The organism is Thermomonas mangrovi (assembly GCF_028201335.1).
GTDB lineage: Bacteria > Pseudomonadota > Gammaproteobacteria > Xanthomonadales > Xanthomonadaceae > Thermomonas > Thermomonas mangrovi.
On the sequence record NZ_JAPEVV010000002.1, the window covers coordinates 220,888 to 235,000 of the forward strand.

General features: G+C 72.4%; 12 protein-coding genes. 3 read left to right on the forward strand and 9 right to left on the reverse strand.

Annotated elements, in window-relative coordinates:
* Nucleotides 1–12: 12 nt before the first annotated feature.
* The 3 genes from ON759_RS04720 to ON759_RS04730 are packed head-to-tail and all read right to left on the reverse strand — an operon-like array spanning nucleotide 13 to nucleotide 5,957.
* The gene (locus tag ON759_RS04720; RefSeq protein WP_271679208.1) at nucleotides 13–3,873 is read right to left on the reverse strand and encodes a YhdP family protein; all 3,861 of its coding nucleotides are present in this window, start codon (nucleotides 3,871–3,873) and stop codon (nucleotides 13–15) included.
* Nucleotides 3,874–3,900: 27 nt separating this feature from the next.
* Nucleotides 3,901–5,391: a ribonuclease G gene (gene rng, locus ON759_RS04725; RefSeq protein ID WP_271679209.1), complete on the reverse strand. Its 1,491-nt coding sequence runs from the start codon at nucleotides 5,389–5,391 to the stop codon at nucleotides 3,901–3,903.
* Nucleotides 5,388–5,957, reverse strand: coding sequence for a Maf family protein (locus tag ON759_RS04730; protein WP_271679210.1), 570 nt, complete (start codon nucleotides 5,955–5,957; stop codon nucleotides 5,388–5,390). The genes rng and ON759_RS04730 overlap by 4 nt, the downstream gene beginning before the upstream one ends.
* Before the next feature lie 152 nt (nucleotides 5,958–6,109).
* Between ON759_RS04730 and ON759_RS04735 the strand changes: the two genes are divergently transcribed.
* The 3 genes from ON759_RS04735 (at nucleotide 6,110) to ON759_RS04745 (ending at nucleotide 7,966) form a co-directional block, all read left to right on the forward strand.
* A complete protein-coding gene (locus ON759_RS04735) occupies nucleotides 6,110–6,841 on the forward strand; it encodes an SIMPL domain-containing protein (RefSeq protein WP_271679211.1) in 732 nt (243 codons plus the stop codon).
* Nucleotide 6,842: 1 nt separating this feature from the next.
* The gene (locus ON759_RS04740; RefSeq protein ID WP_271679212.1) at nucleotides 6,843–7,025 is read left to right on the forward strand and encodes a hypothetical protein; all 183 of its coding nucleotides are present in this window, start codon (nucleotides 6,843–6,845) and stop codon (nucleotides 7,023–7,025) included.
* A 236-nt stretch (nucleotides 7,026–7,261) separates the two neighbouring features.
* Nucleotides 7,262–7,966 carry an energy transducer TonB gene (locus ON759_RS04745; RefSeq protein ID WP_271679213.1) on the forward strand — a complete coding sequence of 235 codons (705 nt, stop codon included), beginning with the start codon at nucleotides 7,262–7,264 and terminating at the stop codon, nucleotides 7,964–7,966.
* Nucleotides 7,967–8,007: 41 nt separating this feature from the next.
* Here ON759_RS04745 and rlmH read toward each other — a convergent pair whose 3' ends face one another.
* From rlmH to leuS, 6 genes are all read right to left on the reverse strand, one after another.
* The gene (gene rlmH / locus ON759_RS04750; RefSeq protein WP_271679214.1) at nucleotides 8,008–8,478 is read right to left on the reverse strand and encodes a 23S rRNA (pseudouridine(1915)-N(3))-methyltransferase RlmH; all 471 of its coding nucleotides are present in this window, start codon (nucleotides 8,476–8,478) and stop codon (nucleotides 8,008–8,010) included.
* 153 nt (nucleotides 8,479–8,631) lie between these two features.
* On the reverse strand, nucleotides 8,632–9,027 hold the full coding sequence (gene rsfS, locus ON759_RS04755; RefSeq protein ID WP_271679215.1) for a ribosome silencing factor: 396 nt from the start codon (nucleotides 9,025–9,027) through the stop codon (nucleotides 8,632–8,634).
* Entirely contained in the window at nucleotides 9,024–9,737 is a 714-nt protein-coding gene (nadD, locus tag ON759_RS04760) for a nicotinate-nucleotide adenylyltransferase (RefSeq protein WP_271679216.1), read from the reverse strand. Before nadD ends, rsfS begins: the two co-directional genes overlap by 4 nt.
* Nucleotides 9,734–10,771: a DNA polymerase III subunit delta gene (holA, locus tag ON759_RS04765; RefSeq protein ID WP_271679217.1), complete on the reverse strand. Its 1,038-nt coding sequence runs from the start codon at nucleotides 10,769–10,771 to the stop codon at nucleotides 9,734–9,736. Before holA ends, nadD begins: the two co-directional genes overlap by 4 nt.
* A 19-nt stretch (nucleotides 10,772–10,790) precedes the next feature.
* Entirely contained in the window at nucleotides 10,791–11,306 is a 516-nt protein-coding gene (locus ON759_RS04770; protein WP_271679218.1) for an LPS-assembly lipoprotein LptE, read from the reverse strand.
* A 41-nt stretch (nucleotides 11,307–11,347) separates the two neighbouring features.
* Entirely contained in the window at nucleotides 11,348–14,095 is a 2,748-nt protein-coding gene (gene leuS, locus ON759_RS04775) for a leucine--tRNA ligase (RefSeq protein WP_271679219.1), read from the reverse strand.
* Between the last annotated feature and the right edge of the window lie 18 nt (nucleotides 14,096–14,113).

Genomic DNA, 14,113 nt, shown 5'->3' on the forward strand with positions numbered 1-14,113 from the left:
CCGGCGCGCCGATCAAGCCGGCGGCGGGGCCGGCTTCGGGGTGCGAACCGCGGGTGGTGGACGCTCCAGCGTCTCCACCTTCGGCGACTGCCAGGGGCCGGTGATGCGGTAGCGCCGCGCGCCGATGCCCTGCATGGGCTTGTCGAGGACGGCATTGGCCACCGCGCCGACCGCCGCGCCGACCGGGCCGCCGGCGATCGCGCCGACCGCGGTGAGCAGGCCACCGGATTTCGGATACACGTCCACGGTCTGGTCGAAGCGCTGCGCGCGCAGGTCCGTGCTGCCACGCACATGGATGTCGGCGGCGGGGCCGAGGATCGCCAAGTCGTCGGTGCCGGCCTCGCCCTGCGCGATGCGCACGTTGCCGTGGATGCGGTCGAAGGCGAAGCCCTTGTCGAAGAAGTCGCGGAAATCCAGGGTCAGGCGTCGCGGCAGCTGCGCGATCCCGAGCAGGCCGAGCACGCGCCCGGCACCCGGTTCCAGTTGCAGCAGCCGGCCGTTCTTCACGTCGACCGCGACCTGCGCATCCAGCGCGGCCAGGGCGAAGGCATCCGGGCCGCCGCGCCAGCCGGCCTCGACGCCGAGCTTGCCCTTGCCGCCCGCCAACTGGCCGCCCAGGCCGAGGCCGCCCAACAGCGCGCCGACGTCATCGCTGTCCACGTCCAGCCGCAACTGCGTGCGCGCAGCGGCCGCGCGTCCGCTCCAGGTCCCGCTGGCGCGCAGGCGCTGCTTGCCGCCGCGGGTGGTGAATTCCTCCATGCGCAGGCCACCGCCGCCGGGCACGCTGCGGAACCGGGCGTTGCCCAGCACCGCCTCGCCGAGGCGCAAGTCGGCGATGTCGAACAACAGCGGCGGGATGCGCGCCGGGTCGAAGCCCTCGCGCGCGCCAGCGACCGGCGCGGCGGCCCCCGCCTGCGCCACGCCCAGTCCGGGCAATGTCCAGTGGAAGCGCTCGAAGCGGCCGGCCACCTGCGCGCCATCCGCGCTCGGCACCAGCAGCGAGCCCTCGATGCCGGCACCGCGCACCTGCACCGCGGTGCCGCGTGGCGCGGGTGCGAGCACCAGGGTCGCATCGGCGAAATCGGCGCCGAGCAGGCGCAGGGCATCGGCCTGCACCTCGATGCGGCGCAGCGGCAGTCCGTCGCCGCCGGCCTGCCCCGACACCACGCCGATCCAGTCCAGCGCCTCCAGGCGTTGCACGCGCCCTTCGACCTGCAGGCCGTGCACCGGCGGCGGCTCCACCGTGCCGCCCCCGAGCCGCGCACGCACCCCGGTTTGCCGCCCGTTGCTGCGGCTGCGCAGGGACAACAGGTTGCCGAGGTTCACCGCCACCTCCCCGCGCTCCATCGGCAGGGTGACGTCGACGGTTGCCGGCAGCGCTTGCGTCGCCGGCTTGCGCAAGGGTTCCGGCAGGTCGATCGCGGTGCCGACCAGGCTGGAGCGCAGCCGCAACTGGGTCGGTGGCGCGGCCTGCGCCGCCCCGCGCGGGATCCCCAGCGACACGGTCCAGGGCGAGCGCCCGTCCACCCATGGCAGCAGCCAGTCCATGCTGCTGCCCGCCTTGGCGAGCAAGGCATCGATGCCGACGGTCGCCTGCAGCTCGGCCTCGAAGGCCTGCTTCGGGTCGCGCACGTGCGGACCGGCGCGCAGCGACAGCGCCCCGGGCAAGCCGACGTAGCGCACCTGCAGGCCCTCGGCGACGAAGCCCAGGCGGTCGAAGCGCGCGTTGCCCTGCACGCCCTCGAACACCAGGTCCCAGCGCGTCTCCTCCAGCCGCGCGCCGGCCAGCGCCACGGTGCCGTCGATCTGCGGCGGTGGCGCGCCGTGGTAGAGCGGCAGCTGCATGCGGAAGCCGGCATCGGCGGCGCCCTTCGCGCGCAGGGCATCCATCGTCGGCCCGTACTCGCGCTGCAGCGGGCTGTTGCGCAACATCGCGAGCATCGCCCCGGCATCGCCGGTGGCGCGCGCCTCCACCGACAGCTCGGCGTGGCCGAAGCGCGGGATGCCCGCCTTCAGCACCGGGATGGGCACGCCGGCCAGGCGCCCCGCGCCGGCCAGGGTGAAGCCATCGGCCTGGAAGCGGAGCGCGGCGTCCACGCCCTCCGCGGCGGGCCAATCGCGCTGGAACTTCAGCAGGCCGTCCTCGATCCGTGCGTCGATGCGGAACAGGCCGGCGCCGGCCGCGCTCGGCGCGTCGCGGAACGGCCAGTCGCGCAGGTCGCCGGCGACGACCGCGTGCACGTCGCGCAGGCGTCCGCCCTGCAGCGCGGCGTCCAGCCAGGCGATGGTCGCCTTCGGCATGAGGTGGTGGATCCAGAAGCCGGGCGCCGCCTTGACCGGCGCTTGGCCGATGTCGGCGGCGATGTCCAGGCGCGGGCGCCCGCCGCCGGCCGGGAAGCCGATCCCGCCACGCGCGTCGACCTTCAGGTCGCGGCCGTCGATGGCCAGGCCAGGGGTTTGCACCGTCCAGCCGTCGGCGTCGTGCCAGGCCAGGGCTTCGCCATCCAGGGTGAACGTGTGGACCACGCCGAAGCCGGCGGGCCAATCGAAGGCCACCTCCGCCTTCGGATCGAACCGCAGCCGCATGCCGCTGGCATCGGCGACGAGATCGCCGGACACGCCGCGCATGCCCGGGCTGTTGCCGACCGGCGCGAAATGCAGGCCGCGCACGCGCGCACGCGCCTGGATCGCCCCGCCGCGCACGCCGCTGATGGCCATCTCCTCGAGCACCGCACCCGCCGATGAGGCCGCCAGCCACCGCCGCAGCCGCGGCGAGGCGGCATCGCCCAGCGCGAGCACGGCCAGCAACGGTTCGGCATCGAGCCGCGCCGCGCGCAGGCCGTAGCGCTCGCCGCCGGCCACGGCCAGTCCGTCGAGCACGTCCGGCGTCCGCCCGCTGCCGATCCGCAGGCGCGTGGCCTGCGCCTGCCATTGGCGCAGCGTGCCGCGCCAGCGTGCGTCCAGCGACACCGCGCCGAGGCCGCGCGTGGGTGCCGGCGCGCCGGCCACGAGCGGTGCGCCCTGCAGCACCACGCCTTCCAGCGTGGCGCTCGCACGCACGCCGTCGATGCGATGGCCATGCAGGCCCAGCCAGGCCTGCAGCCGGCCACGCCCGGCCACCGGCACCACCCCGGCGATCCGCGGCAACCCGGCGAACGCGCGCAGGTCGGCATCGCGCAGGCCGGCGTAGACCTGGCCATCGCCGGTGCCGCGATCGAAGTCGATGGCCGCGGCGATCGGCCGGTCGCCGGTCCGGAACCAGGCATGCGCGCCCGCGCGCACGCGCTTGCCGGCCACCTGCATGCGCAGGTCGATGCGCGGCAGGCGGGTCTCGATCCCCAGCGCCGGCGCACGCACGTGCAGGCGCGCATGCGACACCTGCAGCTCGCCGAGGCGTTCCAGCGTGGCCAGCGGGTCGACCTGCGCCTGCTGGCCGGGCAAGCCGCGCACCTGCCAGCGCCCGCTGTCGTCGCGCTCCAGGGTGAGGTCCAGGCCGCGCACGCGCAGCTCGGTGAACGAGCGCCACGGCAACAGCCCCGCATACTGCGCGACCAGGATCTCCGCATCGCCGATCCGCAGCGGCGCGTCACCACGCCCGATGCGCAGGTTGTCCAGCCGCAACAGCGGCCCCCGCCGGGTCCACTCGGTTTCGACGCGGTCGAAGGCCACCGGCTGGCCGACGCGCGCCTGCAGCCAGGCGGCGATGCGGTCGGGATGGCGCTCGGCCAAGGGCAGCAACTGGCTGCCGACGCCGTTGCCCAGCGCCAGCAGCACCAGCACGCTGGCCAGCGCATAGCCCAACCCGCGCCGCAGCAAGCGCCAGCGACGACGCGGCGGCAGCGGGTGGTGCGCCGGGTGCGCGGCGTCGCTCAACGCCGGCGACGCCCGCGCCCGCCGGCCTCAGAGCAGGACCACATCGAACTGTTCCTGCAGGTACTGGGCATCGGCCTGGAAGCGGATCGACTTGCCGAGGAATTCCTCGAGCTCGGCGACCGCGTTGGATTCCTCGTCGGTGATCCGCGCCACCACCTTCGGCGAGGCGATCACCAGCAGGCGTTCGGCATCGAACTGGCGCACCGCGCGCACGACCTCGCGGAACACCTCGTAGGTCACCGTCTCCGCGGTCTTGACCATGCCGCGCCCGCCGCACTCATGGCAGGGCTCGCTGAGCTGGCGCTGCAGCGATTCCACCGTGCGCTTGCGGGTCATCTCCACCAGCCCCAGCGGCGAGAAGTCGTAGACCGTGGTCTTGGCGTGGTCGCGCGCGAGCTGCTTTTCCAGCGTGCGCAGCACCTGCCGGCGGTGCTCGGCATCCACCATGTCGATGAAGTCGATGATGATGATCCCGCCCAGGTTGCGCAGGCGCAGTTGCCGCGCGACCGCCTGCGCCGCCTCCAGGTTGGTGCGGTACACCGTCTCCTCGAGGTTGCGCTGGCCGAGGAAGCTGCCGGTGTTGACGTCGACCGTGGTCATCGCCTCGGTCTGGTCGATCACCAGGTAGCCGCCCGACTTCAGCGGCACTTCCTTGTCCAGCGCGCGCTGGATCTCGTCCTCCACCCCGTACAGGTCGAAGATCGGCCGCGCGCCGGCGTAGTGCTCGATCTTCTCCGCCAGGCCCGGCATGTACTGCGCGGCGAACTCGCGCAGGCGCTCGCTGGTCTCGCGCGAATCCACCTTCACCTTGTCGACGTCGCGGCGGATCAGGTCGCGCACCGCGCGCAAGGGCAGGCTCAGGTCCTCGTACACGCAGCTGCCCACCCTGGACGCGGCGATGTTGCGCTCGACCAGCGCCCACACCCGCCCAAGGTAGGCCACATCCTCGGCCAGCGCCTCGGCCGGCTGGCCCTCGGCGTTGGTGCGCACGATGAAGCCCTGCCCGCGCGACGGTGGCGCGAACTCCGCGATCAGGCCCTTCAGCCGCGCGCGCTCGTCCTCGTCCTCGATCCGCGCCGAGATCCCGACCACGCGCGAATGCGGCAGCAGCACCAGGTAGCGCGAGGGAATGCTCAGTTGCGTGGTGAGCCGGGCGCCCTTGCTGCCGATCGGGTCCTTGACCACCTGCACCACGATCTCCGCGCCATCGCGCAGCAGTTCGGCGATCGGCACCTGCACCTGCGGCGGGACCGGCGCGGGCGCCTCGCCCTCGGCGGTTTCCAGCGGCGCGCTGCGGAAGATGTCGTTGGCGTGCAGGAACGCCGCGCGCTCCAGGCCGATGTCCACGAAGGCGGCCTGCATCCCGGGCATCACCCGCTGCACCTTGCCCTTGTAGATGTTGCCGACCACGCCGCGCTGGCTGCCGCGCTCGATGTGCAGCTCCTGCAGCATGCCGTTCTCGACCACCGCGACGCGGGTCTCGCGCGGGGTCACGTTGACCAGCAGTTCCTCGCTCATGCGGGCAGCCCGAACTGGCGCAGCAGGCCGACGGTCTCGTGAAGCGGCAGGCCCATCACCCCGCTGTAGCTGCCGGAGAGGTGCGCGATGTGCGCCTCGAAGCGGCCCTGGATCGCGTACGCACCCGCCTTGCCCAGCCACTCGCCGGTCGCGAGGTAGCGGGCGATGTCGTCCTCGCCGAGCGGCGCCACGGTGACCTCGGAACGCGACACCGCCTGCAGCTCGCGGCCGGCCGAGACCACCGAGACCGCGGTCACCACCTCGTGCATGCGTCCAGACAGTCGGCGCAGCATCGCCGCCGCCACCGCGGCATCGGCGGGCTTGCCGAACACCTCGTCATCGAGGATCACCTCGGTGTCCGCGCCCAGTACCACCGCGCCGGGCACCGCGACCACCTGCAGCAGGCCGGCGCCGGCTTTTTCGCGCGCCACCCGGCGCACGTAATCGGCGGGCGCTTCGTCGGCGCCGCGCTGTTCGGGCAGGTCGAGGTCGATGACGCCAAAGTCCAGCCCGAGCCGGGCCAGCAGTTCGGCGCGCCGGGGCGAGCGCGAGGCAAGATGCAGCATGCCCGCAGTCTAACCCGGGGCCATGCACCGCCCGCCCACCGCGGCCGCCTCGACCCCGTTCCGGCTCACCGCGCGTTCACTGCGGTGACGGCATTCACCCGGCGGCGACCGTGGCCGCGCCATCCTTACCCCGCATCCTCCTGGAGTCCACCATGCCTATGTTGCGCACCCTCGCCCTCGCCCTCGCCCTTGCCGCCGGAGCCCCCATGACCGCCTGCGCACAACCCCAGACCGGCTACGCCATGCCTGCCGACGGCACGTTGCTGTCGATCGCCACGACCGCCGACGCCACCCGCGTGCCCGACGTCGCCACCATCTCCACCGGCGTGGTCACCCAGGCCGCCGATGCCAACGTCGCGATGCGCGCGAACGCCGTGCAGATGGACAAGGTGATGGCGGCCCTGCGCGGCGCCGGCATCGCCGAACGCGACATCCAGACCAGCGGCATCAGCCTCAACCCGCAATACCGCTATGCCGAGAACCAGCCGCCGACGATCACCGGCTACCAGGCCAGCAACACGGTGAACGTGAAGGTCCGCGACCTCGCCAGGCTGGGCAAGGTGCTCGACACCCTGGCCGCGCAGGGCGCGAACCAGATCAACGGCCCGAGCTTCGAGGTCGACAAGCCGGACGAGGCCTACGCGGAGGCCCGCGTGTCCGCGCTGCGCAAGGCCCAGGCGCAGGCACGCACCTATGCCGACGCGCTCGGCCTGCAGGTGCGTCGCATCGTCAGCATCAGCGAAGGCGGCGCCAGCCTGCCACGGCCGATGCCGATGGTCCGGGCGATGGCCAGCGACGCGATGATGGCGAAGGAGACCTCGGTCGCGCCGGGCGAGACCACGCTGTCGATCGGCATCGAAGTCGTGTTCGAGCTGGGGCGCTGAGATGGGCACCCGCACGCCCGCCGACGCCGACCGCATCCCCACCGGCCATCCGGAGCCGGCCTGCAACACCGGCTACGCCGAACCCAAGCCACGCAACAAGGGCGAGGCGCAAATCCCGGGGGCGGAACCGCCACCGGATCCGGAAGCCGGCGGGCTGGGGCACGATCCCGATCCCGCGCCCTGACCTGCCGTCGCCGTCCCGACGCCCGCCTCGCGCGGGCGTCGTCGTTTGCGGGCATCCGCGCCCCAGCACCGCCCATCGGTCGGCGGTGCGTCGCCGTCCATCGCGATGGCGTTGCCGCAGGCGGGGACGCGGCGCAGCGTGGAATCGGATCGTGCGCGTCGGCAACCCCGATCGCCGGTCCCGTCCGTTGCATGGTGTGTGTTCCCACGTCGCTCCACCCTGACAGGAGGTTGACCATGGTCCGCGCCCACGTCCACGCAGTGTCCCGCCCGGCAGGCTTCGCCCTGCTCGCGCCCGTCGAAAAGCCCCGCCTCGATCCCGCCCGGATCGCCACGATGAGCGGCACCCTCGCGCTCAACCTGCTGGCCTTCGGCCTGCTGATGATGCCGCTGGCGATGCCGCCGCCGGCGATCGACCTGCCGCGCGAACCTAGCCTCGTCGCGCGCGACATCCCGCCGGAGGTCATCGTGCCGGTCGAGATCGTGAAGGAGAAGCAGCCGGTGACCCCGCAGCGCCCGGTGGCGCAGCCCGCCACGCCGCGCACCAGCGAACAGCCGGCCAGCAGCGACCCGGTGGTCAGCGAGACCGGCAGCGAGCCGGTGGTGGACCCGGGCCCCGTCGACGCCGGACCGGCCGACGTGGGTCCGGTGGCGACGCCCCCCGCCGCGATCCAGCTGCAATACGCGCTTGCCCCGCCGCCGAAGTATCCGCGCAACGCGCAGCGCCTCGGCTGGACCGGCACGGTGCTGCTGCAGGTGCTGGTCGGCATCGATGGGCGCCCGCTGGACGTGACCATCGCCCAGGGCAGCGGTCATCGCGAACTCGACGAAGCGGCGCGCGAGCAGGTGCTCAAGCGCTGGCGCTTCCAGCCGGCGATGCAGGGCGAGCGTGCGGTGCAGGCACTGGGCCTGGTGCCGATCGAGTTCGCGCTGCCGCGTTGAGGCCGCGCCGCCAAGCGCCCGCGCGCTGCGCGGGCGCCTGGTCAGGCGCGATGGTAGGGATGGTTGGCGAGCAGTGCGGCCGCGCGATAGACCTGTTCTGCCAGCACCAGCCGAACCAGCATGTGCGGCAGGGTCAACGGGCCCAGCGACCAACGCTCGTCGGCGCGCTGCAGGACTTCCGGCGCATGGCCTTCGGGGCCGCCGATCAGGAACGCGAGGTCGCGCCCCTGCCCACGCCAATGTTCGAGGCGCACGGCCAGTTGTTCCGAGCTGTGCAGGGTGCCGCGCCCATCGAGCGCCACCACGTGCGCCTGCTTCGGCAGCGCGGCGAGCACGCGCGTACCCTCGTCGGCCATCGCGCGCGCGGTATCGCGGCCCTTGCCGCGCACCCCGGGCTCGACCTCGACCAGTTCCATCGGCAGCCAGTGCGACAGGCGCTTCTGGTATTCGGCGAAGCCCTGCGCGACCCAGGCAGGTGCGCGCTCGCCGACCGCGACCAGCCGCGCTTTCATCGCGGATCCGGGGTCAACGCGTGGATTCGATCAAGTACCGTCGCGCGCGATGGCCTTACGGGCGTGCCCGGCGCGCAGCAACCGCAGTGGACGCGTCTGCTGTCCATCGGGATCGTGCGCAGCGGACGCCGATGAAGCGCCAAGCGCGGCAGGTTACTGCTCGAATTCCGGCGGCTGGTCGCCCACCGTCCACAACCGCTCCAGCGCATAGAACTCGCGCACCCGCGGCAGCATGACGTGGACCACGACGTCGCCCAGGTCCACCAGCACCCACTCGGCCTCGCGCTCGCCCTCCACGCCCAGCGGCATGACGTCGAGGCGCTTGGCGAAGCGCATCACTTCGTCGGCCACCGACTTCACGTGGCGGGTCGACGTGCCCGAGGCGATCACCATGTAGTCGCAGACGCTGCTCTTGCCGCGCACGTCGATTTCGACCACGTCCTTGGCCTTCAGCTCCTCGACCGCGGCGTGCACGGTCTTGAGCAGGGTCTCCACCGGCGGCGGCGGGTTCGGCAGGCTGGTCTTGATGACGTGGGCAGTGGTGGTCAAGGGCGCGGCTCGGCAGGCGGTGGGGAATTCGGCGGCAGTATAGCGGCGGGGTCGCGGTACAGCCCGTGACGGTCGATGTAGGCGGCGACCGCCGGCGGCACCCAGTCGCGCCAGGGTTCGCCGGCGGCGATCCGCCGGCGCAGCGCGGTGGAGGACTCGGGCCGCAACCCGGGCAACGGCAACAGGGCGATGCCACCGGACGCGCTGGCGTGGAGGGCGTCCGCCGACTGCCAGCGCGCGGCGACTTCGGCCTGCACCCGCGGCGCCCGCGCGCGCAGGCGATCGCTGTCGATGTCGGCACCCGGCCGTTGCACGACCACGAGGTGGGCCAGCGCGAACAGGCGGCGCCAGTCGTGCCAGGTGTCGAGCTGCAGCAGCGAATCCGCCCCGATGAGCCAGGCGATCGGCGCCCGTTCGCCCAGTTCGCCGCGCAATTCGGCGAGAGTGTCCACGGTGTACGAAGGCCCGCTGCGGGCCAGTTCGCGCCGGTCCACCGACAACCCGGCGTCGCCATCCACCGCCAGCGCCAGCATCGCCGCGCGCTGCCCGGCATCGGCGCGGGTCGCGGCCTTGTGCGGCGGGTCGTGCGCCGGCAGCAGGGCGACGTCGGCGCGCAACCGGTCGCGCGCCGCGCGGGCGACGGCGAGGTGGCCGTTGTGCACGGGATCGAAGGTCCCGCCGTAGCAGATCCGCAGCGTGCCGTGGCTCACGACGCCAGCAGCCGGATGGCGCCCTTGTCGGCCACCGCCAGCAGCAGCCGCTCCAGTTGCAGCCAGGCGTCGGCCGGTTCCTCGCCGAGCCGCACCCGGCCCTTGGCGATGCGGTCCACGCGGCCGGCCTCGACCACGCAGCGCTGCCAGCGCTCCGGCGCGTGCCGGGCCAGCGCGCGCTTGTATACCGCCTGCTTGGAGTCCCAGATGCGCAACGCCTTGCATTCGGCGGCGAAATTGCGCGCACGCGCCAGCGCGGCGACGGTCTGCAGCTCCTTCACCACCATGCCCATCAGCGCGGGCACCGCCTCGCCTTCCGCACGCAACCCGGCGAGCATGCGCGAGACCTGCGCCGGCTGCCCGTTGAGGGCCGCGTCGACCAGGCGGAACACGTCGTAGCGGGCCGAATCAGCGACCAGCGCGTCCATCCGCGCGAGGTCGATGGGCGCATCGCCCTCGGCCAGCAGCACGAGCTTGTCGATTTCCTGCGCCGCCGCGAGCAGGTTGCCCTCGATCCGCTGCGCGAGCCGCGCCACCGCGTCGGGGGTCGCGCGCAGGCCGCGCAGGCGCAACCGGCGCTCGATCCAGGATTCCAGTTCGTGCGGACGCACCTGCCAGGCGATGCAGGTATGCCCCACCCGCGCGATGGCCTCGGTCCACTTGCCGGGATGCTGGCGCGACCATTCCCCGGCAATTACCAGCAGGACCACGTCCGGTGGCGGCGCCGCGCAGAATTCCGCGATCAGCTTGCCGCCCTCGGTCCCGGGCTTGCCGGTCGGCAGGCGCACCTCCACCAGGCGACGCGTGGCGAACAGGCTCGGCGCCAGCAGCGAGGCGGCAAGCGCGCCCCAGTCGGCATCGCGGCCTTCCATGTCGTGCACTTCGCGTTCGCCGATGCCCTGCGCGCGCGCGGCCATGCGGACGGCGTCAGCGGCTTCGAGGACCAGCAGGGTTTCCGCCCCCGCCACCAGGTAGGCCGGGCGTAGCGGTTCGCCGGCCAGGTGCGCGGCGATGCGGTCGGTGCTCAGCTCCATCGGGAGCGCGCCGCGCGGGTCACTGGGCGGCGGGCGCCGCCGGCTTGGAAGCCGCGTCCACCCGGCGCAGGATCGCCGCCGCCATGTCGCGGCGCAGCTCGCGCACCAGCAGTTCGCGCTCGCTGGCCTTGCCGATCGAATCCACCGCCGGCGCCAGGTAGTCGCGGGCCAGTTCGACCGCCTGCTGCGGCACCACCACGCTGCCATCGGCGCGCTGCATGCTGAAGATCACCGCATAGCGCAGCGAGAACTCCTGCGCGCGGCCGAACTGGTCGTGGCTGATCGGGGTGTCGGCCCACTGCTCCGACACGATGCGCAGGGTCGCCACGCCGGTCTGCGCGCCCGCCGGGGCGGCCTGCGCCCCCGCGGTTTGCAGCCCCTCTGCGAGGTTGTCGGCGAGCGCGCTGTAAGGGTCGCCGGCGACCACCCGCACCGGCCCGAGGTTCTCGGGCAAGTTCAGGGCGTTGCGCAGGTGGAAGCCGCACCCGGTCAGCAGGGCGGCGGCGAAGACGATGGCGGCGAGGCGTCGGGTCATGGCGGCAGTCTAAGCGATCGGCTCGTGGAAGTCGGCGGGGGTCAGCCCGCCACCACGATATTCACGATCTTCCCGGGCACCACGATCAGCTTGCGGATCTCCTTGCCATCCACGTACTGCGCCACCGATGGCTCGGCCAGGGCCGCGGCCTCGATCGCCTCGCGCGGCGCGTCCGGGGCGACCTCGATGGTGCCGCGCAGCTTGCCGTTGACCTGCACCGCCAGGGTCAGCGCGTCGCGGACCAGCGCCGCCGGGTCGGCCTGCGGGAACGGGATGTCCTCCAGCAGGGCCTCGGGGTGGCCCAGCGCCTGCCACAACGCATGCGCGATGTGCGGGGTGATCGGGTTGAGCAGCAGCACGATCGCCTCGAACGCCTCGTGGCGCACCGCGCGCCCTTGGTCGGACATGTCGCCGAACTTGCCGACATGGTTGAGCAGTTCCATCAGCGCGGCGATGGCGGTGTTGAAGCTGTGGCGGCGACCGACGTCGTCGCCGACCTTCTGGATCGCCTCGTGGACCTGCCGGCGCAGGGTCTTCTGCGCGGCGTCCAGCGCGGCGGGGTCGACCACCGGATGATCCGGCTGCGCGGCATGCGCATGCACGTCGCGCCACAGCCGGCGCAGGAAGCGGGCCATGCCCTCCACCCCGGAATCGCTCCACTCCAGCGACTGCTCCGGCGGCGCGGCGAACATCGAGAACAGGCGCACGGTGTCGGCGCCGTAGCGGTCGACCAGCACCTGCGGGTCGACGCCGTTGTTCTTCGACTTCGACATCTTCTCGGTGCCGCCGACCAGCACCGGCAGGCCGTCGATCCGCGAGGTCGCGCCGACCACGCGCATGCGCTCGTCGTGGACCAGGTCGACGTCCGCCGGGTTGATCCATTCCTTCGCGCCGTGTTCGTCCTCGCGGTAGAACGTGTCGGCGATCACCATGCCCTGGGTCAGCAAGCGCGTGGCCGGCTCGTCGCTGGCCACCAGCCCCGCGTCGCGCAGGAGCTTGTGGTAGAAGCGGAAGTACATCAGGTGCAGGATCGCGTGCTCGATGCCGCCGATGTACTGGTCGACCGGCAGCCAGTGGTTGGCGCGCGCGTCGACCATGTCGGCCGCACCCGGCGAGGTGTAGCGCGCGTAGTACCAGCTCGACTCCATGAAGGTGTCGAAGGTGTCGGTCTCGCGCTCGGCCGCGCCACCGCACTGCGGGCAGGTGGTCTTGCGCCACTCGGGGTCGGACTTGATCGGCGAATGCACGTCGCCCGAGGCGAAGGCATCGGCCACGTCCTCGGGCAGCAGCACCGGCAGCTGGTCCTCGGGCACCGGCACCGCACCGCAGCCGGCGCAGTACACCACCGGGATCGGGCAGCCCCAATAACGCTGGCGGCTCACGCCCCAGTCGCGCAGGCGGAAGTTGACCCGGCGCACGCCGCTGCCTTCGCCGGCGAACTTCGTGGCCAGCGCCGCGAAGGCGGCATCGAAGTCCATGCCGTTGTAGTCGCCGGAATTGATCAGCCAGCCGCGCTCGGTCTGCGCGCCTTCCTCGTCGATCCGGCGCAGGTACTCGCGCACCACCGCGACCGCGGCATCGACCTCGACCACGTCCACCGGCGCATGCGCGCCCAGCGCGACCGCCATCGGGTCGTCGTGGCCGGCGACATGGGTGGACAGTTCCTGCAGGGCGTCGCGGGTGGCGGCATCCACCACCACTGGCTTGACCGGCAGGCCGTAGGCCTTAGCGAATTCCCAGTCGCGCTGGTCGTGCGCGGGCACCGCCATCACCGCGCCGGTGCCATAGCCCATCAGCACGAAGTTGGCGACGTAGATCGGCACGTCCTCGCCGGTCACCGGATGGATCGCCCACAGGCCGGTGGCCATGCCGCGCTTGTCCTGGGTTTCCAGCTCGGCCTCGGACACGCCGCCCTGCTTCAGCTCGGCCAGGAACGCGGCCAGTTCGGGGTTCGACGCCGCGGCCTTGAGCGCCAGCGGATGCTCGCCGGCCACGCTGATGAAGGTCACGCCCATCAGGGTGTCGGGGCGGGTGGTGAACACCGTCAGCGGCTGATCTTCGCCATCGACGCGGAACTGGATTTCCAGGCCCTCGCTGCGGCCGATCCAGTTGCGCTGCATGGTCTTCACCGAGTCCGGCCAGCCCGGCAGGCGGTCCAGCTCGTCCAGCAGTTCCTGCGCGTAGTCCGTGATGCGCAGGAACCACTGCGGGATCTCGCGCTTCTCGACCAGCGCGCCGGTGCGCCAGCCGCGGCCGTCGATCACCTGCTCGTTGGCCAGCACGGTCTGGTCGACCGGGTCCCAGTTCACCACCGAGTTCTTGCGGTAGGCGATGCCCTTCTTCAGCAGGCGCACGAACATGCGCTGCTCGTGGACGTAGTAGTCGGGCTTGCAGGTGGCGAATTCGCGGGTCCAGTCGATCGCGTAGCCCAGCGACTTCAGCTGCGCGCGCATGTGCTCGATGTTGGCGTAGGTCCACTTGGCCGGCGCGGTCTTGTTCTTGATCGCGGCGTTCTCGGCGGGCAGGCCGAACGCGTCCCAGCCCATCGGCTGCAGCACGTTGAAGCCGGTCATCCGCTTGTGCCGGCTGATCACGTCGCCGATGGTGTAGTTGCGCACGTGTCCCACGTGCAGCGCGCCGGACGGGTACGGCAGCATCGACAGGCAGTAGTACTTCGGCTTGTCCGACTGCTCGTCCACCTCGAAGGCGCGCGTGCGGGCCCAGAACGACTGGGCGGCGGATTCGACGGCGGCGGGATCGTAGATGGCGGGCTCGGACACGGCGGGCAACAACGGGAATCGGGCCGG

Bases quoted from the DNA above. Each gene is read 5' to 3' on its own strand.
- rng (WP_271679209.1), bottom strand. From the start codon at position 5,391: ATGAGCGAGGAACTGCTGGTCAACGTGACCCCGCGCGAGACCCGCGTC.
- rlmH (WP_271679214.1), bottom strand. From the start codon at position 8,478: ATGAAAGCGCGGCTGGTCGCGGTCGGCGAGCGCGCACCTGCCTGGGTC.
- holA (WP_271679217.1), bottom strand. From the start codon at position 10,771: ATGGAGCTGAGCACCGACCGCATCGCCGCGCACCTGGCCGGCGAACCG.
- ON759_RS04740 (WP_271679212.1), top strand. From the start codon at position 6,843: ATGGGCACCCGCACGCCCGCCGACGCCGACCGCATCCCCACCGGCCAT.
- ON759_RS04745 (WP_271679213.1), top strand. From the start codon at position 7,262: ATGGTCCGCGCCCACGTCCACGCAGTGTCCCGCCCGGCAGGCTTCGCC.
- ON759_RS04770 (WP_271679218.1), bottom strand. From the start codon at position 11,306: ATGACCCGACGCCTCGCCGCCATCGTCTTCGCCGCCGCCCTGCTGACC.
- ON759_RS04730 (WP_271679210.1), bottom strand. From the start codon at position 5,957: ATGCTGCATCTTGCCTCGCGCTCGCCCCGGCGCGCCGAACTGCTGGCC.
- ON759_RS04735 (WP_271679211.1), top strand. From the start codon at position 6,110: ATGCCTATGTTGCGCACCCTCGCCCTCGCCCTCGCCCTTGCCGCCGGA.